This window comes from Streptomyces sp. DT190 (genome assembly GCF_049846985.1).
Lineage (GTDB): Bacteria > Actinomycetota > Actinomycetes > Streptomycetales > Streptomycetaceae > Streptomyces.
Genome location: NZ_JBNCNM010000024.1, coordinates 80,384 through 102,842 on the forward strand (window position 1 = coordinate 80,384; position 22,459 = coordinate 102,842).

12 protein-coding genes are annotated in these 22,459 nt (G+C 68.5%); 4 read left to right on the plus strand and 8 right to left on the minus strand.

The annotated features are described in order from the left end of the window. Positions 1-103 precede the first annotated feature (103 nt). From ACPXCS_RS32090 to ACPXCS_RS32100, 3 genes are all read left to right on the plus strand, one after another. Positions 104-976, plus strand: coding sequence for an endopeptidase (locus tag ACPXCS_RS32090; RefSeq protein WP_425950881.1), 873 nt, complete (start codon positions 104-106; stop codon positions 974-976). Continuing rightward, positions 973-5,481: an AAA family ATPase gene (locus ACPXCS_RS32095; protein ID WP_425950880.1), complete on the plus strand. Its 4,509-nt coding sequence runs from the start codon at positions 973-975 to the stop codon at positions 5,479-5,481. The genes ACPXCS_RS32090 and ACPXCS_RS32095 overlap by 4 nt, the downstream gene beginning before the upstream one ends. A 353-nt stretch (positions 5,482-5,834) precedes the next feature. Beyond that, complete coding sequence (locus tag ACPXCS_RS32100) at positions 5,835-7,493, plus strand: helicase associated domain-containing protein (protein WP_425950879.1); 1,659 nt, start codon at positions 5,835-5,837, stop codon at positions 7,491-7,493. Positions 7,494-7,868: 375 nt separating this feature from the next. Here the strand turns inward: ACPXCS_RS32100 and ACPXCS_RS32105 are convergent, their stop codons facing one another. The 7 genes from ACPXCS_RS32105 to ACPXCS_RS32135 all read right to left on the minus strand — a co-directional run bounded on the left by ACPXCS_RS32105 (position 7,869) and on the right by ACPXCS_RS32135 (position 17,996). Next, complete coding sequence (locus ACPXCS_RS32105) at positions 7,869-9,590, minus strand: UvrD-helicase domain-containing protein (RefSeq protein WP_425950878.1); 1,722 nt, start codon at positions 9,588-9,590, stop codon at positions 7,869-7,871. A gap of 20 nt (positions 9,591-9,610) precedes the next feature. Further along, complete coding sequence (locus ACPXCS_RS32110) at positions 9,611-11,488, minus strand: ATP-dependent nuclease (protein WP_425950877.1); 1,878 nt, start codon at positions 11,486-11,488, stop codon at positions 9,611-9,613. Positions 11,489-11,582: 94 nt separating this feature from the next. Further along, complete coding sequence (locus ACPXCS_RS32115; protein ID WP_425950876.1) at positions 11,583-12,647, minus strand: hypothetical protein; 1,065 nt, start codon at positions 12,645-12,647, stop codon at positions 11,583-11,585. Positions 12,648-12,758: 111 nt separating this feature from the next. Further along, entirely contained in the window at positions 12,759-13,901 is a 1,143-nt protein-coding gene (locus tag ACPXCS_RS32120; RefSeq protein WP_425950875.1) for an ATP-binding protein, read from the minus strand. Positions 13,902-13,929: 28 nt separating this feature from the next. After that, positions 13,930-16,158, minus strand: coding sequence for a transposase (locus ACPXCS_RS32125; protein WP_425950874.1), 2,229 nt, complete (start codon positions 16,156-16,158; stop codon positions 13,930-13,932). After that, positions 16,155-16,868 carry a TnsA-like heteromeric transposase endonuclease subunit gene (locus ACPXCS_RS32130; protein ID WP_425950873.1) on the minus strand — a complete coding sequence of 238 codons (714 nt, stop codon included), beginning with the start codon at positions 16,866-16,868 and terminating at the stop codon, positions 16,155-16,157. Before ACPXCS_RS32130 ends, ACPXCS_RS32125 begins: the two co-directional genes overlap by 4 nt. 183 nt (positions 16,869-17,051) lie before the next feature. Next, a complete protein-coding gene (locus ACPXCS_RS32135) occupies positions 17,052-17,996 on the minus strand; it encodes a TniQ family protein (RefSeq protein ID WP_425950872.1) in 945 nt (314 codons plus the stop codon). 293 nt (positions 17,997-18,289) lie between these two features. On the opposite strand from ACPXCS_RS32135, the gene ACPXCS_RS32140 reads away from it, so the two are divergent. Continuing rightward, positions 18,290-20,608 carry a Helicase associated domain protein gene (locus tag ACPXCS_RS32140; RefSeq protein ID WP_425950871.1) on the plus strand — a complete coding sequence of 773 codons (2,319 nt, stop codon included), beginning with the start codon at positions 18,290-18,292 and terminating at the stop codon, positions 20,606-20,608. 711 nt (positions 20,609-21,319) lie between these two features. On the opposite strand, the gene ACPXCS_RS32145 is transcribed toward ACPXCS_RS32140, so the two are convergent. Next, positions 21,320-22,390 (minus strand): Dyp-type peroxidase, encoded by a 1,071-nt coding sequence (locus ACPXCS_RS32145; RefSeq protein WP_425950870.1) that lies wholly within the window; start codon positions 22,388-22,390, stop codon positions 21,320-21,322. Positions 22,391-22,459: the final 69 nt, after the last annotated feature.

Below are 22,459 nucleotides of genomic sequence, written 5' to 3' on the forward strand. Positions count from 1 at the left end.
CCGCCGTAGAGTTGGCTCCTCAACCATGCCGGTGAAACGGGCGGTTGGGCAGGGACGTAGGCGCAAGTTGGCGGGGGAACGGGTGCAGCAACACATTGTCGGAGTGCATGGGATCAAGCAGGGCCGTACGTCGCGGCGTGAGCTGATCAAAGACTGGACCAAGGCACTGAACCGCGGTATCACCGCCCTGCACGGGCAGGACGCCGTGAGCACCAACCCCCGCCTGACGCCCACCTTGGAGATTCCGCACTGGTCCTCGCTCCTGGCGCGGGGAGCGGACAGGCTGGGCCCGTCGGACTTCTTCCCGGACGACTCCACTGCCCTGACCGCCGACGAGGAAGCCTTCATCGTCGAGGCGCTGGACGATCTGCTCACGCCGCAGGAGCAGGCGCTGGCCCAGGAGCTGGACCCGACGACGCTCGGGCTGCCGAAGCTGCCGCCCAGCGTCACCCGCCGCGCCATGGTCTACGACCGGCGCACCCCTGACAGCGTCGTCGGCAAGCTCATCACCCGTCTGCGCGAGGTCCGCTTCTATCTCAAGCACCCCAACCTCGCCTCCAAGGTGCAGGAACACGTCCTCAAAGCTTTCAGTGACGACACCGCCACCGTCGTCATCGGTCACTCCCTGGGCAGCGTGATCGCCTACGACCTCATCAGGCAGGAGAAGATCGCCGCTCCCGGCACCGCCGGAACCGCTGTGCACACGTTCGTTACCTGCGGCTCGCCCCTGGGCATCCCCGCCGTGCGGCGCGCCATGAACATCCCGGAGCCGAAGCTGCTGGCCATGCCCGCGCACATCACATGGCTCAACGTCTACGACCCGGACGATGTCGTCACCGGCGCAGCCGGTCTGGCCCTGGGCGCCCGCAACGTCACCGACGTCGAGGTCGACAACGGTAACATCGATCCCCACGCCGCCCAGGCGTACCTGCGCACCCTCCCGGTCGCGCGGGCGGCCACCCGCAGCTGGTCATGAACGAAGAACACGTTCCGTCCACGTTCCACCGGCGCCTGGTCGTCATTGCCGTCAGCGACTACGACGAGGGCACCCCGGCCGACCGGGAAGCCTTTCGCGCCGGCATCAGCGCCCAGGTATCGGTCGTAGAAGACTGGTGGGCTGGCGAACGCCTGGAAGCCGAACGGCGCTTCACTCCTGCAGCTCCGCCTAAGCCGCTGCTCAGCGTGCACGATCTGCGGTGCTTCCTGATCGACCAGGACCTGGCCGACGCCGACGACGACGAAGCGCTGGTCATCTACATCACCGGCCACGGTCTCGCCCCCCGCGGACGGCAGCATTTTCTGCAGCTGCCCGACACGGATAAGAACCGCCCCCTGGGCACTGCGTTCCCCACGGCCGAACTCATCGCCACCGCCCTCGACTCCCGCGCCGGGCACGTCCTCGTGATGGTCGACTCCTGCTTCTCCGGACGCCTGACGGACGAACTCCAAGACACTCTCAAAGCATTGGACGAGGACCGCCGAGCTTTGGGATCCCTGGTCGTGCTGACCGCCGGCAACGAAGACTCCAGACCCCGACTTCAGGCCTTCACCTCACTGCTGGCCGCGATCCGCGCGCACTGCGAAGACCAGACCAACGGGTACGCGCGCTCCCATCTGAGCTGGGAAGACTTCCATGCAATCCGCGCCGCCGTATGGGACCGCACCACCATGGCGGACATCCACCGCATCTGGCCCCCGGGCGACAGCGTCAGCCTCCAACTCGCCGCCCGCGCGCTGAGCCCCTGCCTGCCCAACCCCGGCTACACCGACACCACCCTCCTCGAGGACGCCCGCAGCCAGGTCGGCTGGAACCGCGCCGACCTGGACGAGTACTGGATCTCCCGGGCCACCGGCCAGATGTCCGGCAGCAGCCCAGGCTGGTACTTCACCGGACGCGCCGCCCTGGTCACCCGCATGATCGAGTTCCTGGACGGTGACGACAGCGTCCTCATCGTGACCGGGCCCGCCGGCTCCGGGAAGAGCGCCCTCCTGGCCCGCCTTGTCACACTCAGCGACCCGCGATTCCGGGCCGACCACGCTTACCGGCCCGTCCTCGACGCCATCCCCGAACACCTTCAAGTTCCTGAAGGAGCCGTCGACGCGGCAGTACTGGCCCGCAACACCGACCCGCACGAACTGTCCGCCGCGCTCTACGAGGCCCTCACCGGCCGCCCGACACCGGCCGGGCATGATCCGATTGAGGAACTGCGCCTTTATGTCCGTGTTTTCATGCGGCTGAACGACAGACCTCTCACCGTAGTGATCGACGGTATCGACGAAGCCCGCAACCCGCGCCGCATCATCACCGATGTCCTGCGCCCGCTGGCTACCCTGCGCGCCGACGGCCGGCCCCTCATCCGACTCCTCCTCGGCATCCGCAGCTCCGCCACCGCCGGTCACTCCAGCGCTGACCCCGCCAGCCCGACCGGCGGCGATCTCCTGGCTCTGCTGCAGCGGGCAGCCGACGCTGGCCCGGCATTGCGTACCGACGCCCTCACTGCACAGGACGACATCGCCGCCTACACCGCATCCCTGCTGCACGCCGCCCCTCAGGCAGGCTCGCGCCTGCTAGACCGCGACGACGACCGCATCAGCCGTATCGCCACAGCGGTGGCCGAAGAGGTGGCCCCGTCCTTCCTAGATGCCCGGCTCGCCGCCCAGCAACTGCACGCCCGCACCCTCCTGCCTCAGCCCACCGACCTGGCCTGGCGCCGCCAGCTGAGACAGGGAACGCACGAACTGCTCCGCCAAGACCTCGCCGACGTGGCCCTGCACGGCGACGCACCCCCCGAAGAACTCCTGGCCGTCCTGCGCGCCACCGCCTTCGCCCAGGGGGCGGGCCTGCCGTGGGCCGACATCTGGCCGGCCGCGGTGAACGCCCTGCATCCCACCTGCGACGATGCGGCAGCCGCTATCCGCCAAGTGGTGCGTGACAGCCGGCTGACCGGATATCTGACAACCGCCCAGGAAGACGGCAGAACCGTCTACCGCCCCATCCACGAACGCGTCAGCGAGACACTGCGCACCGCACCCCACACACTCCTGGACCCCACTGACACACCCACCGAGGGCAGTACCGGTACAGCCGACACCACCCCCACTCACCGGCAGCTCACCCAGGCCTTCGCCCGGCTGCTGGAAAGGGCACCCGAGCAACCTCCGCATCCCTACCTGCGACGGCACCTGATCACCCACGCCGCGCTGGGAAACGCAGTCGACGACGCCCACATCCCGGCCCACTTTCTGCCCTGGGCGACCCGTGACAACGTGCGCGGTTCCCTTGGCCTGCCCATCACTGCCACCGATCGCATCCGGCACCTGGCCGCGTGGGCCCGCATCGAACCCTTTGTCGGCGACGCACCCCCCGCCTCCCGAGCCGACAGCCTGGCCCTTGCCCAGCACACCGGCAGTACACGGGCCCACACCCCGATCAGGCACCCACAACTGCGCCCGCGCTTCAACCACCTTCATCTGCCCACCAACATCCTTGCGGGCACCCCCGGCAACCCCTACGCACTGGCCGCCTTCCGCACCACCGACGCCTCCGCGGTGCTGGCAGCAGCGGACGAGAGGGGAAACCTCACCCTGTGGGACCCCCTCTCCGGCAGCCCTTTCGGCACCGCCCTGGAAGGTCTAGGACCCCACGCCCGCGCCCTGACCGTCCTGGAGGACGGCCGCCGCCCTGGGGAACCCACCCTCATCGTCGGAACCGACCACGGGCTGTGGCAGTGCGACCCCCAGACCGGCGAGGCCGCCCCCCTGCTCGAAGGGCGCATCCGCGCCGTCGCCACCTTCAGCGACGATGCACGCCGACGGGACCGCCGCGGAGCATACGGATGGCCGCTCCTCGCCGTCGCCACCACCGAGGACCTGCTCCTGGTGGACTCCCTCACCGGCCGCATCCAGACACGACGGCCCCTGAACAGCATCGGCCGCCTCCAGAGGGAGCAGGATGGCAGGAGGTACCGCCGCGGGCCCCTCGTCCACGCACTCGCCGTCATCCCCGTACCAGGTGTCGGCCCACTGCTCGCCATTGCCCAGGATGGCAGTTACGTCCCCGTCGTGGATGCCCTGACGTTCGACGACATCGGCGAACTGCCGTGCGCGGGCAGGGGCGCCTCCGCCGTCGTCGGCTTTGCCACACGTGAAGGCGAACCACGGCTGATCGTTGCGTCCCGCTCCACGAAGTCCGTGCGCATCTGGAACCCGCTGACCCGGGCCCAGCACCCACACCAGCCGATCCGGCAGCCCGTGGCGTCCCTGGCCCTGCACCCCGGCCCCTACGGGGACCCCCTGCTGGTCACCGGCAGCAGCGTCGACGGCGCTCTGCATGTCTTCGATACCGGGGGTGCACTCGTTCGCCAACTCCCCACCGAACACACCAAGATGGTCCGCGGCCTCACGGTCTTCACCGGCCCGCAAGGCCAGCCCCTCCTGGCCTCCGCATCGTTCGACCGCACCATCCGCCTGTGGGACCTCCATGCGCGGGCCGCCGACGACGATACCGATCATCCCTCGGCAGACCAGGTCGCCCTTCTGCCGCACTCATCCGGGCCACCCAGCCTCATCAGCGGTGGCCGTGCCGGCGAGATCACCGTGCGCTGCGTACAGACCGGCCGGGCAACCCACGTGCTGACCACGCCGGACGACCGCCCCTACAAAGACGTCACCGCACTGACCGTTCTCGAACCCACGCGTGACACCACCGCACGCATCGCCATCGGGTACGCGGATGGAAGCGTCGAACTCACCACGGAAGCAGGCTCACGGCGCGTCCTGCTTTCCTCGTACTACTCCAGCAGCAGGGTCCGGGCGCTGGCCCGCTTCCCCCACCCGGAAACCGGGCAGCCCCTCCTCGCTGCCGCCATCAGCGACTCCCGCGTCGAATACCTGCGAGTTGACGACGACACCCCCCACCTGCCGACACTCCATGCCGAGGCGACCGTGCGGGCGCTCGCCGTCCTGCCCGACACCGGACCACCGATGCTGGCCATCGCTACCACCCGTGCCGTGCGCCTACTGCACCCCGGCCACGCTCCGCACATGGGTCTGCCCCAGCGCATCGGTGCCGTGCGCAGCCTGACCGTCGCCGATGGCCGCCTCCTGGCCACCGGTGGATCGGACGGTGTGATCAGGCTGTGGGACCCGTTCGCCCCGCGCTCAGAAACCCATGTGCCGCTGACCGGGCACCAAGGCCCCGTCACCGCCCTTGCTGCCCTGCCTCATCCGGACGCCGACCGTGACCTGCTCGTCAGCGCCTGCTCGGACGACACCAGCATCCGTGTATGGGACTACCAGACGGGCCAGGAGGTTCTCCGCCTGGTCACCGGCGCACCGATCACCTCGCTCGCCGTGCTCCCCACCGGCTCCGCCAACCGCAGCACCGCCCCTGCCGTCATCGTCGGCAGTCCCACGGGAACGGCCGCTGTCACCGTGCACCTCCAATCCCCAAGCGGCGGGACCACGCTTGAGGACGCCTGAACCGTCCCAACCCCGTGGTGCCGGCAAGGAGGGCCGTAAGGCGCGACGGCTCATCCAGTGCTGGCACAAAGCCTCGCCCCTGGCAGCCCACCGCAGCGTCCGCATCGCAGGGGCGTAACAGCACCCCCTACACGATCGCCGCTGCCCGCAGCGAACGGTGCAGAATCAGCCCCCTTGACCCCTGTCGCGGTATTGGTCGAGCACATCGACCCAAGCCGGGGCTGGCCCATGAACAGACCCACATCGGCAAAGGTGAGCTGGGTTCTCTATAGGAGTGTCAGTGGCGTGTGCTACGCCATAGCAGTGCCCTGATTAGGGCTTGTGCAGGATAAAGCGGCATTGTGGGGGATTACTTGATCACGACGGATGCTGACGGTGTCCGGGTCTGCTCGAAGGCCGAAGACCACCGCTGGCCGGACGACGGCCGTGGCCGGGGCTGTCCGTTCTGCGCCGGCCACCGTATCTCTTCCACCAACCGTTTTTCAGACCTCTATCCGGACGACGTCTCGAGGTTGGACACCGATCGCTCGGGCCTCACCGCAGACCAACTGCGCGTCGGCAGCGGTCAAGTGGTGTGGTGGACGTGCGACATCAACCCCGCGCACCCGTCGTTCCCGCGGAGCGTGAACGCCTTCACCGGGGGCAGGAAAGGTGGCGGCATCAAGACGTGCCGCGAGTGCCGCCTGGTGGGGACCTCGGTACAGGAGCTTCAGCTGAAGGCTGAGCTCGCCACCGTGCTGCGCATCGATCAGGGCCGCAAACAGGTGCCGGACGTCGACGGGTGCAGCGCGGCCGTGGACATTGTTGCCGTCGATGAGCACGGCAACCCGTCTCTTGTGCTGGAGTTCGACGGAGTCTGGTGGCATGAGGGCAAGGAGGAAAAAGACGCCGCCAAGGCTGCACGGCTGCGCGCAGCGGGGCTGACTGTGGTGCGGATCCGCGAGGCGCCCCTGGCACCACTGGATTCGACGTTCGATGTGGTCATCGGGTTCCTGGCTGCTGCCGAAGACGCCGCCGCCGACGTACTGGACCACTTGGCCGGGCTGGGGTTGGTAGGACAGGCCGAGGCCTACCGCTATCGCGAGGATTCCTTCGGCGGCCCACAGAACAGGCCTCTTGCCGCGCAGTGGATCCGCGACCGCCTCGGGGAAGCCGCGCTTCGCGTCGAGCGGAACCTGCACAAGGAACGGTGGGCGCGGATGCACGCCGCACTCGTCAACTTCGAAGCTATCGAGGGACATTGCCACCCGAGCGATCAGGAAGTCACGGTCGACGGCGTCGATCTGGCCCGTTGGGTCCGCAAACAGCGCGCCTTGGCGGCCAGTGGCGGTCTGGACGACAAGCGCGCCCGACGTCTGTCCACCATCGACTCGTGGTCTACCCAGAATGCCCATGACGCGTCATTCCGCCGACAGCGCGACCGTTACCGAGCCGCCGTCCTGAACGAGCACGGCGCGATGGAAGCGCGCGAGGCGACCGTGTGGGCGAACAACATTCGTATGACCCGCAAGCGGCTGACTGACCAGGGCGAGGACCTGCCCGCATGGAAGCTCGAAGCCCTGGCATCGATACCTGGCTGGAGCTGGGACCCCTTCGAGGAGGGGTTCCTGGCCAAGGTCATGATCCTTCAGAACTTCACCGCCGAGACTCAGCGCAGTGTGGGCAGCATCAAGCAGAGAGAAGAGTGGAGTGGCCACAGGATAGGAGTCTGGATCAACTCCTTCCGGAACCGGCGGGCCACCTATGACGCGGAACGCAGAGCCGTTCTGGAGGAGTTGCCGGGCTGGGCATGGACGCCACAGGAAGACGTTTGGAACGCTACGTTTGCCGAATTGCGCGTCTGGGCGGCCAAACACGGCCGGATGCCACGAGCGCACGCTTCCGACGCCATCGAACGACGGCTTGGGGTGTGGAAGCGGAACAACAAGAGCAAGCGCCAAGGTCGCACCGACGACGGCCAGGCTGTCCGGCTACGGGCTCTGCTGGCCGAGTTCGGCGAGCACATGCCCTGACAGCAGTCGACTACGCGAGCAGGAAGCGGTTGGAAAACTCCATGCCGTCCTGGCACGAGCACTCTTCCACTGACGCAGCACCCACAGGACAGCCGGACAGTGGCCGCGTGCCCGAACGGCCCGGCCGTGGAGGCTGTCTGACGCCTCTTGCCGAGGCGGACCCGCGAGTGCCTTGACGCGGCTCAACGTGCGGGCCCACTCGTGGTGTTGGGCCTGTGTATCGAAGGCTTCAATTCGCTCATCCGCCCCGTGTAGGCGCAAGAGATCTTCGCTGTGCGAGCACGACTTGAGTTGTGAAGGAGAGACGACCCAGTCCCCGCAAAGCCTAGGCCGCCAATGGTCTCCGCCGCATGCTGGGATCGACAGCACCAGGGCTCATGCGACGCGGACCGGCACTTGGTGACCGGTCAGCAGTCGGGCCAGCGCGTCGGTCTCCTCCTCGGGCAGGGCGATGGCGGCTAAGCGGCGCGCTCGGGTGATGGCGACGTACCAGACGCGCAGCACCTCGTCGGTGGCCGGGTCTGCGGTGGCCCAGCGCTGGACGCTTCCGGCATCGGGCAGCAACAGCAGGACGCCGTCTGCTTCATCGCCCTTGAGCTGGTGGACGATGTTGGTACGTATGCCGGTAGCCGGCTGAGGTCGGGGCAGGATGGGTTTTCCGGCGGGGCGGCCCTTTCCGCCTTGCGGAGCAGACCCGGGCAGAGCGGGCCAGGCTTTCATGGCCTGCCATACCTGCGGACCCCATTCCTTGTGGGGCGCGGGCAGGCTGTGCAGGAACGCGAAGGCCGTGCGGTTGACCTGGCCAGCCGAGAGACGGTGGGCGGCCATGATGCGGTCGGGGCCGCCGGATTGGCCCGGATACCAGTAGCCGAACAGGACACGCACGGCGATCGCGCAGGCCCGGGTGAGGTCATCGCCGGAGGCACCCGGGGTGTGGGTGACAGTGCGGGCCCAGGCCAAGCTGGTGATGGCGTTGCTGTTGGGCTTCTCCCGGGTGATGCCCGGCAAGGTGGCGTACTTGTAGGCGGTTACCAGGCAGTCCTTGGCCGGGACGGCGTACTCCCCGGAGAGCGTGCGGAAGGCGTCGACGATGCCGACACTGGTCGGGGCGTGCAGATGACGGCTGCCGGAGGCGGCGAATTGAGTGGGCAGCAGCAGGACGGGAACGTCGTCGTCGCGCACGACGGAGCTGTCCGGCGGGCGTTGCCCCGCGCGCAGAGTGGCAGCGAGCCGGCAGATGACGGGGGAGCTGCGCCAGTTACCGGTCAGCTGGTGCGGGGCGGGAGACAGCTGCGCGGAGAAGGACCTGAGAGCCTGGGGTTCGGCGCCGCGCCAGGCGTAGATGGCCTGGTCCGGGTCGCCGACGAGGATCAGGGGCAGGCCGGCGTCGTGCAGCAGTTGCAGGATCGCCAGGTCGGCGGCGGAGCAGTCCTGTGCCTCATCGACAATGACCTCCGCGAACCGGGAGCGCAGCGGGGGCACCAGCCCAGCGGCGGCCTCCGCGTTGCGCAGGTTCCACAGGGCCAGTACCCGCGCCTCGTGCCCGGTGAAGTACCCCTGATCGCACCACGACTTGCGGGTTTCGAAGATCTTCTCCTCCCACGCCTGACGGCTGTAGGAGCTGGCCTCGAAGAGCTGCCGGGTGTCGTAGTCGAGCTTGTCCCAGGCAACCGACTCGCGTGCCGGGTTCTGCGTGGGGTCCAGGGTCATGGGGAAGCGGTGCAGGGAGATCTCCCGGTCCATGCCGTCAACCAGGGCCTTGACGCTCGCCCACGACTCCAGCAGGCGGGGCACCGGATTGGCTGCTCGCCGCGGCTTGACCAGGAACTCCCACAAGAACGAGTCGAGCGTGCCGATGAAGTGCGGTGCCTGGACCAGGTCAGCGCGGCCCGCCTGGCGGCAGCGGCGGGTCATCTGATCCCGCGCCACCCGCGTGAACGAAATCAGCGCCCGGCCCTGCCGCAGCGGCCGCCGGGGCGACTGCAGATGCCGGCTGGTGATCACATGCGTCTTGCCCGCGCCCGGGCAGGCAGGCACGTAAGCAGGCGCGGTCACGGCAATGGCGGCTTGCTGCTGCGCCTCGGCGGCGGCCCGCACCGAGGCTGGCTTCGGGGTTGTCATGGCGCGCTCACCGCAGGGGTGCTGGCGTCAGAAGCGGTGATGAAGCGGATGGCGTCTGCGAGGTAGGTGGGCACGGTGAACGCCACCTCCCGGTCGTCCAGCACGTCGGCGAGTTCCTGTGCGAACTCCCCCTTGGAGATGGGGGTCCCCGCCGCGAGCTCTCCGTCCGCTCCGGTAACGCTCCGGCTGGCCTTCGGGACGAACAGCTCCCCGAATGCCCGAGCGGGATCGTCCGCTTGGGCGACCTGCTCCCAGCGCTTCTTCGAGCGCGGCGCGCAGCGCAGGAACGCCGCCCGCAGGGCGCTGATGTTGTTCTCCGACCACAGGGCCGGCTCCAGCGTCCGAGGCGCCGCGGCCAGGTGCAGCGCGCCGGGAGAACCCCAGCGGCGGGGCAGTTCCCGCAGTTTCTGAAGACGGTCCGGTTCCGGCTCCCCGGGTGCCACGTCCGTGTCGGTGATCAGCGCCACCCGCCGTCCCAGGCAGATGCCGTCTACGGGCGCCAGCAGCACCCGCAGATAGACCTCGAACCCGACACCGTCCACGATCACCCGGGTAGTGCCGAAGAACCGTTCCACCGCCTCGAACGCCTCCCGCGCCGCCGGTGTGTCAGCTGCCGGGCCTGCGGCAAGGACTCGTTCGGCCAGCGTCGGCAGCAGCAGAAGCTCGGAAATACCCTCCACCAGGATGGCCCGCGAGGCGAACAGCAGGGCACTCTTCGTGGCGTCCAGATAGCGGTCCAGATGCCGCACTCGGTCCGGGCTCAACTGCAGCCGGGGAATGGGCAAAGGCCGCGCCTGCCAGCCGTCCGACAGCTCGCCCGGGCAGCGCGCCATGACCACCAGGTCCTCCACGCTGGCTGCGGCCGACAGGATGGGGGAGTGAGTGGTCACCACCACCTGCAGATGCCCGGCCGGCTCTGCCGGATCACCGGCAGGCCTGCGCCGCGAGGCCCGCGCCCGCTGCTGCAGATAACGCAGCAGCAAGGTCTGTAGCTGCGGATGCAGGTGCGCCTCGGGCTCCTCGACCAACAGCACGGTCAGGTCGGCCTCGGCCGCCGCGTCCAACTCCGCCATCACCGTGGCGATGAACAGGGTGTTGGCGTAGCCCAGCCCTGACGCCGACAACGGAAACGGTTGCGCGGAGACATCACCCAACAGCACCCGCAGCGACCGAGCGATCGACGCGAACGTTGGCTCGGCCAGGGCCAGTTCACTCATCTGGGGATGCGCGCCGACCGTCAGGTCCCGCAGAGGCTCGTTGATCTTCTCGCTGACCCTGACCACGTCCGGGTCCGAAGCCACCTTCTTCAGCTCCGTCCCGATCCGTTCCACGAAGGCATCGACCTGCTCGTCGTCCCCCAGCAGCCCGCGAAGGATCATCCGCACCCGGTCACCGCCGGCCGAGGCCAGCTCCCGCTCGGCATCACGCAGCGCTGGCAGGTAGACATGTCGCACTCCACCCCGAGCGGGCGGTTCGCCCGTGACCGGAAGGCCCGCGCCCTGCGCCCAGACGGTGCTGCCGCGTCGCCCGCCCGTCTGCGGTGGTGTCCAGGACACCTGCCACCGCGCGGTACGGCACTCGGGCGGCCCCTCGGGCAGCAGCGCCTCAAGATACGCGCCGCTCTGCTCCGGTCCGATACCGGCTACGTCCAGCTGGAGGCTGGGGCCGCCCAGCGTGGCGGAGGGCTTGAGGACGTCGGCTTCCTCGAAATATCGCACGCGTCGCCCGTCCAGGGGGTCCGTGAGCAGGCGTATCGCATCGATCACGCTGGACTTGCCCGCGTTGTTCTCCCCGACGAGGACCGTCACTTCCGGCCGAAGCGGGAGCTGTACCCGCTCGCACGACCGGAACCGCTCCACCAGCACTTCGGACACATGCACAGCTCGCCCCCCATCCCCGGCACCACCCTGCCCAGCGGTGATCAACAAGTGATGGTAGGGCTTGCCTGCACCGGCCCGGGTGCCGAATTCAGAACTCCTCGTCGTCAGGGCCGGTGAGGAGCCCGAATTCCGGCTCGTAACGCAGGGGAGACTGCAGATAGCCGTTGCTGAACTGCCAGCTCTCGCGCAGCACCGACTTGACCGGCGCGAACACGAGATTGCTGACGTTCCTTCCCGCGCCGAGGGTCGGCACTGCAGTCTGTCCCACCTCCAGGGAAGGGATTTGCACCATCAGGCAGTGCCCGCGATCGGCCAGGTAGACGTGCCACGGCACCAACTCCTCCTGCAGAGGCCGCGGGTAGGGCCGCCCCTCGGCCCCGATTCCGTCCAGCTGGAGCTGGCGGCGCAGGATCTGCGCCAGACCGGGCCGGTCGCCGCTGGCAGGGATCACACGGTGCACAGGCCGGGACTCCAGGCCCATGCAGCGCAAATGCCGACAGACGGCCTGGCTGGGGGCCTCGGACTCGGGGTACACCAGCAGTCCGCAGGAGATCGCCATCCACGCATAGAGCAGAGCACGAAAATGTGCGTGCTCGGGCAGGGCAGGGTCATCGGCCTGCACAGGCCAATGGCCGGGCTCAGTATGGACCTCCTCGTGAAAGGTCAGCCCTCCGTTGACGGCGAGCATGGTCGGTCCGCCGTGGCCTGCGCGGACACAGGCCGCTGTGTCCGTCCACCACGACCACCAGGTGCCGCCGTCATGGGCGGGGCCCCAGGAGACGGCCCGCAGCACAACACCCTTCTCTATGTATACCGGAGGCTCCTCCCACACCAGCAGGCCGGACGGTGAGGGCAGGATGCTGGCGATCTCGGCGATGCACGGGACGCCCCTGAGCCCTGCGACGCTCTCGGCGGCTTCCCGGGTGATGTAGAACAAGTCCGCCTTGCGTAGCCGGCGTCTTTCCGCGTTGGCCAGGGCGGTGGCCTGATCGTGCGCCCGCTCCAGCGCCGCCACGGCGGGCGGCATCAGGAATTTCACGCCCTCCTTCTGCAGCATGTCCGCCCATGCCTGGGGCGCGTTGTAGTGGAGAAAGTCCAGCGTCTGCAGCCACAGAACGTGTACGTCCTGGATGCTGGTCTGATCCGCGCTCATACGAGTGTCCTGGGGGTGGTGGGGTTCGCAGCGGGGGCTCTTCGTGCGGTGAAATTGGTGCGGGAGGTCTCGATGGGCGTAGCGGCGCCCGTTCGGTGCTCGCGGCCGCGGTCAGTACGAGGGCATGATCTCTTCCCGGCCGATCCGGACGGCGCTCAGGTGGTCGCGGGTGATGTCCTCGGTGCCGTCGAGGATGGCGTCGGTGGCGGCCCGGCAGATGAGCTGCGAGAGGTGGAGGAGGTAGCCGCCGGTCCGCTGATGCAGGTAATCGGCGTGTCGGGTGAGAACGTTCTCGCTCAGCTTGCGCATGCGCAGGTTCTTTTCGTAGCCCTTGAGAACGGTCAGAAGGGCTTCCTGGTTGTCGTCGCTGTAGGGCAGGGGGTCCACCCACGTGACCGGCAGCAGGCTGCGGACCTGGTGCTCTCTGGCCACCGCCTCCCTCAGCTGCGCGCTGGAGGCATCGGGGCGTAACCGCTGGTGGGCGCTCCACAGGGCCTCGTTGCGGCGGTCGATGGTGGTGCGTGCGGCGTGGACGATGTCGGCTGCGCCGGTGCCGCAGAAAATGGTGGCGATGCCCAGCCGGGTGCGCAGGTAGTCGAAGTAGTGCAGGAGCGGGCCGAGCTGTTCGGGGGAGACCCGCTGGATGTCGTCGACCAGCAGCATGCGGGTCTGCAACCGCTCCATGAGAGTGTGCGCGGCCAGGGTCAGGTCGGGGCGGCGTGGCTGCCGGGCATCTGCCTCGTTCTTGGGCTCGGGGGTCAGGGCCAGGAAAGAGGCGATATCCCATACCCAGTTGAGCTTGTTCTCCGGTTCGTGGGGCGCGGTGATGTGTACGACCGGGATCCGGTCGGTGAAGTGTTTTTCGATCCGCTGTTGAAAGTCCCGGCCGATGGCCCGCAGCAGGAAAGTCTTGCCGGTGCCGGCCGGGCCGTCGATCACCATGTCCAGCAGGCCTTCGTACCGGTTGCCGTTGATGCCGAAGGTACGGCGGGCCTGCAGCAGACAGTCCTCCACGAACGGGGTGCTGACCATCAGTAGATGGCGGTGATAGGCCAGCCGCGGATCGTCGTCCAGATCGGTCAGCTCCGTCCCCGCCGGCGCGCAGTCCTCAAGGCTGGGAGGCTTGAACTCGGTGCGCACATACCGGTTCCATCCCTCAGAGGTGAAGATCCAGGCGGGCAGCACCGGTGTCGTTCGCACCATGCGCGCCACCTCGGCCCTGGCGACGGCGGGAGCTGACACGGTCGTTTTCATACGGCTCTCCTCGGTAGGGAACGCAGCTTCATGCGGGCGGAGGGGCATCCGCCGGCGGCGTGTCGGGCTCCAGGTCGGGCGGGGCCAGCCGGGGCAGGGTGTACCGGCCGTCGTCGATGTCCCGGCCTGGCATGGGCAGTGACGGGGCTGCGGGAACGGTGTCGGGGTCCAGTGGCGTGACCGGTGCGCCATTGCCGGTTTCAACGTCGCCGGTGTCCAGGCGGATCAACCCGCGGAACGGCAGGCGAGGTTCGGCCGTCTGCCGGACGGTCGGCCCGCTGCGCGTGCGTCGGCGGCGCCTCTTCACGGCCAGGGCGATGGCGACCTCGTCTTCGCGGCTGCCGCCGCCCAGTGCGAGTTCCTCGGCGGCGTCCTGCCAGTGGTAGTGCGTCCACAGATGCTCGGCCAGCAGGTGTCGGTAGATGAACTCCACCGGGATCCACTGACCGGCCAGACGGTGGTCGTACAGCCAGGCGACGTCGGGATGGTAAGGGTCATATCGGGCCTCCCACCGACCGTTCTTCCGCGTGATCCCGGAGTCGAGGCCCTTCAGTTCCCGCAGCCGCGGGTCCCGGGACCGGTAGGTGCGGTTCTCGATCTGGACGCCCTTGTCGGTGACCTTCACCCAGGCCGGCACCAGCAGCTTCCGGTTGTCCTCGGCCGTCAGCTGCCGCGGCCGGTAGCCGTAGCCGGCCACCAGATGGTCGTACATCTGGTTCGGGGACAGCACCATCCCCGGATACAGCGGGCTGCGCAGCCCCTCGTGCGGCTGCTGCTGGTAGTCCAGTGCCACCCATTCCTCGGCCGCGGCCTGCATCTGATTGATGCTGAACAGGCGCTGGCGTTCGATGCCATAGCCGCGTTGGTCGAAGCTGCGGCCCGTCCAGCCCTTGACGAACTGGCTGAACGTGTCGCCGATGCTGTGGAAGAAGGCCTCGGCCAGCGGTTTGTCGGTGGGCGTGTCCTTGCGGGCGTATTCAAGGCTGATGCCCATGAAGCTGCACACCATCTTGAAGTGGTCGCTCACATAAGGGCTGCCCTGGTCGATGACGATGGTCCGCGGGTGGATCACCGGGCGCGCCGCGACGGCCTCGGCGAAGCGGGCGTCGGCCGCGCAGAGCCGGTCGTAGGGCAGGGCCGACTCGCGGGCCGCGGTGAGCGGGTCCCAGCCGGGCCGCATGGACAGCGGGGCGAAGCACTGCGCCAGCAGCAGCACCAGGTCAAAGGCCTTGGTCGCACGGCCGCCGATGCGCTTGCCGGGCGGACCGTCCCCGGTCACGACCGGAACGATCATGAGGGCCATGCAAGAGCGGGTGGCGACATCGATCGCGGCGGTCAGTTCGGCAGAGACGGCGCGGCCGTCGTCCCCGATCACCTTGATCTTCAGCGGAGACGTGTCGATCTGAACCAGCTGCCCCGGCCGCAGCGCCACCGTCGGCGTGTACGGGGGCAGCGGCTTGCTGGCCTCGCGGGAGCGCCGGCGGGTGGTCTGCTTCAACCGCTCGGTCAGGCCGAGCTCCTTCATCCGGGTATAGAAGGTCGAGCGGGGCAGCAGCAGCCGCTCCGCCTCCTTGGGATCTTCCAGTTCGCGGCGGTAACGCTGGCGGACGAGGGTTTCGACGTCCTCGTACACGCGATTCACGCGCCCGCCGGACTCGCGTGCGTGGCGGGCGGTGACCTCGTGCATCGCGGCAATGACCCGCTTGTCGGTGCGCCCGCCCGGGTCCGGCGTGCGCGTCCTGCGGCCGTCATGCAGCAACACCAGCGGATTCTCGTCGGCGGCCTTCCACTTGCGGCGCCGATCGTCCAGTGCCCGTGGGCTGAACGTGAGCCCGGCGGCGGCCAGTTCGGCCGACTTGGTCCGGCACCGCTGCTCGAAGGTGGTGGTGTCCGGGGCGTAGCCGGGACGGGGCACGCTGCGCCCGGGGAGCAGCCCGGTCTGCAGCTCCTTCATATGCTCGTGCCACCATCGGGCCTTCTCACGCTCGGCTGGGGTGACACCCTCCAGAAGTTCGCCCAGCGGCGGCAACTGGGTGCGGGCGACGTCGTGTTCGGTGTCGTCGAGGACGGCGAAGTCCGGGGCGCTTTCCACTTCCCGCCACAGGGTGTCCACCGGAGCGTCGCCACCGGACAGCGGCCGCAGCGTGATCTGCCGGCCCTTGAACGCGCTGACCTCAAATATCGTGCCGTGCCAGCGGACTCGGGCCCCGAGGCAGACGCGGTCGGTCTCGAACCAGCCCGGAACCGTGTCCGTCATCGCCGCCCCTTCGCGGTCCAGGCCGCGGAGGTGGGCAGCAGTGGCCGGTCCCAGTCGATGTGCAGGCGCCGGCGCCAGATCAGCCGGTAGACGTGGTCGAAGCCCAGCAGGTCGGGAACGCCGCTGGCGGCGATGCCCTCATGGAGCGGGCGCGGCCGACGAAACGCAGCCAGCAGGGCCCGTTCGTGCCCGTCGTCGCAGACAGCCAGCTGCCGGTAGTCCGCCACCAGCAGCAGGTTGTCCCGCCGTATCCCGTGTGGCACCGCCCGCATCTGTACCCGCCAGCCGGCCTGCCCGGCGACCTCGCGCAGGGCGGCCAGACGTTCGTGCCACTGCGGGCCCAGTTTGTTGGGGGCGAGGATCACGGCCTGCCGCGTCCGGTCACGGCTCAGGGTGATGAAGTCCGGCCGCCACCGGTGCCGGATGCGGCCCTGCTCCCAGTGCAGCTCGACCGGCTCCCCGGCGAACCGGCTGACGGCAGGGTCGAAGTCCAGCTCGGTGGCCACATACGTGCGGCGCTTGGACCCGCACACCACCAGCGTGCCCGTGGTCGCAGACCACCAGTCGGTGAGCTTGCCCTGCCGGCCGTGGTAGGCGACCGGATCGGTGGGCGGCTGACGCTCCTCGAGCGCCACCCCCCACAGTGCCTCGGGACTGACGCACACCAATTTCCCGTTGCCGTCGAGATGCCACGCCCTTACATCACGCACCGCCACTTGCCCCCTCCACGTCTTCGTCGGCAGCGGGCCGTGAGGTCAGCTTGACCGCCCGGAAGCCGCAGCCGTCAGACCACCAAAGGGGGTGTCACTCGAACGGGTGGCACCCCCTTGACGAGAGATGTGGGCCTGCTGTCCACACATCGGCAACAACCCGCTTCGCACAAAGGACAGTTGTCACCCCATGCAGGAACGATCGCTCAGCGAACCGGACGGCTCGGCGAGCCGGCTGTGGCCCACGGCGAGCACCCGCCCACGCCGCCCACGCCGCCAGCCGCGGCCCGCTGCGGCCGGAGCGGGCCGACTGTGGTGGTCCAACCACCGCACCAACTCACCCCAGCCCTCCAGCCCCTCCAGCCCCCAGCCATCCACCAACTGCTGCACCTCCTCCAGCCAGCTCACCCGCGCACTTTGTGTGCGCTCAGCCTGCTGCTCATAACGCAGCATCTCCCGCGCCAGCTGAACGGCCTCCGGATAGATCACCAGCGGCGCGGTGCGCAGCTCCCGCGCCTCCAGGCCCACCCCCCAGGCCCGCTGCGTCCAGCTCCACACATCCGGCGTGCGCTCCCACCAGCCTTTGACGAGCTGGAAGGCGTCGGCGAACAGCTCGGCCCCGGCCGCACCGAAGCGGCTCTCCAGCCGCAGTCGTTCGGCGTGTGCACGCATCACCTCGGGAAGCGTCTCCAGCTGCACCGAAGCAGGGCCCCGGCCTCGGTCGGCGTCCGTGAACCGCCGATGACGCAGGCAAACCCGCCACCGATCCGGCCACACCAGCCACGCCGCCTCATCCACGCCCCGCGCACGAGCGCACAGATCACAGCACCGCACCAAGTGCCCATCCTGCACCCTGAACGGCCACTTCCAGCACGCCGGACCGTCCCCCGGCAACAGGAACCGGTCTCCAAGGTGGGACAGGGCCAGCTGCAGCTGGCCCGGCGTCCGACCGGACAGCACCGCCAGATGATCCAGAGCCGCCCGGTTGACCTGCAACTCCGCCAGCGCCGGCAGACGAGGATTGACCGGCTGAGGGCCATCGCCCACACGGCTCAGCAAATCCCCGAGCTCCAGGCCGTTCGCATGGGCCAGGCGATTGACGAAGGAACCCACCGACTCGCCGGCCAAGTGCCGCCAGGGGACCTTGAGCCCGCGGCGTGGCCCCCACACGCCTGCGCTGTCTGCCACCACGCCCCCACTCACCCGACGGGCACCGCCACGCACCGCAGGCCGACCACACCCTGACCCCGGCCAGTCAACGCGCGCGGTGAAGCCTCCGCATCCCAGCCCAGACAGCACCTGAGCGCAAGCGCATGTCATCCGTTCAGGTGAATCCCAGGCGTCCGCGTGCCCCGGGAGTCAGAGCCGCTTTCCACGCTCGACGTGAGCCCTGGCTGCCTCAGGACGAAAGGAGCACGTCCATGCCCCAGTTACCCCGACTGCGCACACCGCTGCGCCCGTTCCAGCGCCAGGCAGTTGACAACTGCGTCACCGAGTTCGTCCTCGGTGCGCCCCGCGGCCGCATCGACGCGCCCTGCGGCAGCGGCAAGACCTTCATCGCCCTGCACATCGTGAACCACATGGCCCCCGCCGGCGTGTCCGTGGTCATCGTGCCGACCCTGGAACTGCTCGAGCAGACCGCGCGAATCTGGCACCAAGAAGGCCGCCCCGGCCGCTACCTGGCGCTCAGCGGCGACCCGAAACTGCCTAGGGACCCCGGCCTGCGCGGCATCCTCACCCCCGTCACCGACGCCGCCACCCTCGCCGCGGAAGTCTCCCAGGCCGACGGCCCCGTCAGCGTCTTCGCCACCTATCACTCACTGGGAAAGATCGCCGACGCCCACCGGCTGTTCCACATGCCGCCCTGGGACGTCCTTATCTGCGACGAGGCCCACCGCACCGCCGGCAACCTCCACAAGCCCTGGGCGCGGCTTCTGGACAGCCACCAGATCTTCGCCCACCACCGGCTCTACGTCACCGCCACCCCCCGCAGCTTCAAACCCACAAACGGCGGCGACCTTCCCATCGAAGTCGAAGTCGCCTCGATGGACGACCTGAGCCTGTACGGGCCGGTCCTCTTCCGCCTCTCCATGGCCGACGCCATCGAGCAAGGCCTGCTCGCCGACTACCGCATCGTCGCCATCGAGGTGGAACACGACGAAGTACGCACCATCCTCAACCAGAACCCGCTGTTCGCCTACGACTCCGAAGGGCTGCGCATGGCCGCCGCTCAGGTCGCCCTGCTACGCGCCCTGCACGACTACGACCTGCGACGCGTACTGGTCTTCTGCCCCCGCATCAAAGTCGCCGACGTCTTCGCCGAAACCCTCCACGACACGGCCGCCCTGATGCCCAAGCGGATGCAGGGCCCTCTCCAGATCGGCACCGTGAACTCCGCCCAAAGCCGCTTCGAGCGGCTCGCCGAAGTCAGCGCCTTCAAACAGGCCCCACTCACCTCAAGCGACAAGAAGCCGCTGCGAGCCGTCCTGACCAACTGCATGATCTTCGCCGAGGGAGTCGACGTACCCGCAATCGACTCCGTCCTGTTCACCAGCCCCAAGACCAGCACCTACCAGATCGTCCAGGCGGTGGGCCGGGCCCTGCGTCCCCTGCCCGGCACCGGGAAGATCGCCCACATCATCATCCCCGTCTACAAGGCCCCTGGCCAAGAACTCGCCGACGCCGCCAAAGGCACCCGCTTCTACGTGCTGCAACAAGTCCTGTCCGCCCTCAAGCTCTACGACGAACACGTCTTCCACCGCGTCCGCTACCTCCGCCACACGACCCCAGCCCAGCTCCAGCACCCCGTCGCGCACCCCGAACGCGCCGACGAACTCATCCCCCTGCTCAGCCTGTACGCCGAAGACCCCCACAACAGCATCTGGGAACTCGGCCTGGAAAGCGCCCGCCGCTACCGACAAAAGCACGGACATCTGAAGGTCCCCAGCAGCTACTGCGGCCCTGACCGCTTCTACCTCGGATGGTGGCTGGGCAACCAACGCTCCCTGCGCATGAACCACAGCCTCAAACCCGAACGCATCGAAGCCCTCGATGCCCTGGGCATGATCTGGGAACACCCCCGCACCAGCATCGAGCACCGACTGGAAATCGCCCGCGCCTACCACGCCCAGCACGGCCACCTCGCACCCGTACCCGGGGAACGCTTCAGGGGTATGGACTTCGGCCGCTGGGTCAACACCTGCCGCAACAAGGCCCGCCGAGGCCAGCTGCCCCACGTCTACCAACGGGCCCTCACCGAGATCAACCCCTGGTGGAACGCCGGCTGGGACAAGACCGGCTACTGGCGGCGCATCTATGCACGCGCTCTCGCCGCCGCCCGCCGCGGCGAACTGACATTCCCCGACCTCGCACCCGACAGCGACGACCCACCACTGGAGCAATGGCTCGACCAGCAACTCCAAATCCTGCCCAGCCTCAGCTCCGCCCAGCACAACCTCCTCGGAGCCCTGCCGCTCCACCACCCACTCGCCCTGCTCCTGCGCCCGCCACGCAGCCAGAGCGAACGCGCCTTCGCCCACGGCCTGCGCTACGCACACACCTACTGGCGCACCCACCAGCACCTCAACGTCCCCTATGACGAAGTCGTCTGGGACCATGGCAGGGCCTTCCGCCTGGGGGAGTGGCTCTCCGACAAAAGGTTGCGGCCCTTCCGCCTGACCCGCGAACAGCTCGACGCACTCGAAGCACTCGACATGCGCTGGAAACGCCAACCGACATGACCAGCCATGCGGTTGGCGACAGAAAGCCGCCGCGGAACGACGGGAGAACGGGGCAGGCACCGGCCCCCGCTCGGCTGATTCCGCACAGCACCTGGCCGGTGCCCGGACCTGGACCGCCACCGGCGCCCGCGTCAAGCGGCAGAACACCCAGGACGAAAGGCCGTGTCAGAGCGCTGATCTGCATCCTGTGGGATGTGCATTGCAAGATGGCGGCGAGCTGGACCAGAAAGTCCCGCCGGGGCGGGGCGCTGACAACGAGGCGGACCTCCCGTGCGAAAGACCACTGGGGCCGCCGCTGCACGATGCCGCTGCAGCCCAGCTGGCTGATGTGTGAACGACCGCTGCCGTTCACTCGGGAAAGGAGACCGCGTGCTCCAGCCAACCGACCGCTGCCAAAGTTGGGCCAGCCGCCGCGCGAGCATCCCTCACGGTGTCTCCCAGCTCCGCCGGCCCAGCCACACCCGCCAGCAAATCGAGCACGACCAGAGGGAACTGGCCGCACGGCACGATGTCCTAGTCCGCGCGCGGGTCCTCGACTGCCGACCCCCCGGGAGCCCAGACTGACTAGGTCCTTTCCTCTTTGGCTAGCGCCGGGTCCAGATGAGGAGGCCCGCGAGGTGGAGTGCGGCCTGGTAGGCATGGCGAGCTTGACGGGGCTGATGCGGTGGTTCGGCGGCAACATGCTCGACAAGGACCGCTAGTGACCAGGCGTCAGTTCTCCGCCAATCGCTGGAGCCACGCCTCGCCCGGTGGCGGGACGAAGAAGTAACCGCCTCCCGTAGTGAGGGTGTATTTGGCCATGGCCTCGCCTTGGAGCCTGTGCTGTACCGCCTCGAAGCCCTTCTCCAAATCGCTTTGGAAGCAGGAAAAGATCAGCCCTCGATCGTCGGGGCCACGGTGGTAGTTGTAGCTGCGCCGGACCATCGGGGGAGGATTGCGCCGGTCTGGTGCTGCACTGCGTACGTGTGCGTCGAGTGGAGTGGTCTTGCCCTGAGGATCGGCGGCGAAGACGGCCCGTTCAGTGCTGGGTGTGCCGTCCAGCCATCGGCCCTCCCTGCGCCGGCCGATGATGCGCTCCTGCTCCTGGACGGTGTCCCGGTCCCAAAAGTCGGTGGCGAGCCGGATGATCCGGATCACCTGGTAGCTGCCGCCGACGGCCCAGGACGGCTCACCTTGACCGGTCCTGACGGTTGCGCGTTCGGTGATCTCGGCCGCCGTGGCAGGGTTTCCATGTCCTTCGGTGAAGTGGAACGGGTTCCGGGACAGACCTCGGCCGTCCTCGGTGCGGTTCTCCGGTCGGGTGCCGTCCGCGCGCCAGCGCACCTGCTGTTGTGACAGTGCGCGCAGTGCCCGCTCGGCGGCATGTCGTACGACACGGGCCGAGGACCCTGTGATGTGGAGTAAGAGGTCGCCATGTGACTGGGCAGGGTCCAGTACATCACCCGCAAACGATGGCATCGCTTTCAAGTGACGCGGTCTGTCCGTGTGTGAGGGAAAGGCGCCTTCGCCAAGCGCCAGCCAGGCGGCAACGCTACCGCCGTCGATCGCCATGATGGCGCGATGCGCGGTGCGCAGCGCGTCGGCGCGTCCGCTGCCCAAGATGAGGTCGAATGAGATGCACTGCGCATACGGCAGCGGCGCCGCTCCGCGCAGGTGGGCTGGTTCGTTCTCCTGCCGTTCGGATGAGCCGTTGCGCAGGGCCGTGGCGCCAACAGCGGTGAGACTTCCGGCTCCTGCGGCCATGGCCGCCGAGGCGGCTAGGAGTCTGCGTCTACTGGTCATCGTCCGAGAGCACCTTCTGGTCTAGCGGAGCCCAGGTATCGCCGTTCCTTGCCCCTCGTCCCCGTCGAA

Coding starts and splice junctions, on each gene's coding strand:
- ACPXCS_RS32095 (WP_425950880.1), top strand. CDS start 973: ATGAACGAAGAACACGTTCCGTCCACGTTCCACCGGCGCCTGGTCGTC.
- ACPXCS_RS32115 (WP_425950876.1), bottom strand. CDS start 12,647: ATGAGCGCGGATCAGACCAGCATCCAGGACGTACACGTTCTGTGGCTG.
- ACPXCS_RS32120 (WP_425950875.1), bottom strand. CDS start 13,901: ATGAAAACGACCGTGTCAGCTCCCGCCGTCGCCAGGGCCGAGGTGGCG.
- ACPXCS_RS32125 (WP_425950874.1), bottom strand. CDS start 16,158: ATGACGGACACGGTTCCGGGCTGGTTCGAGACCGACCGCGTCTGCCTC.
- ACPXCS_RS32140 (WP_425950871.1), top strand. CDS start 18,290: ATGCCCCAGTTACCCCGACTGCGCACACCGCTGCGCCCGTTCCAGCGC.
- ACPXCS_RS32145 (WP_425950870.1), bottom strand. CDS start 22,390: ATGACCAGTAGACGCAGACTCCTAGCCGCCTCGGCGGCCATGGCCGCA.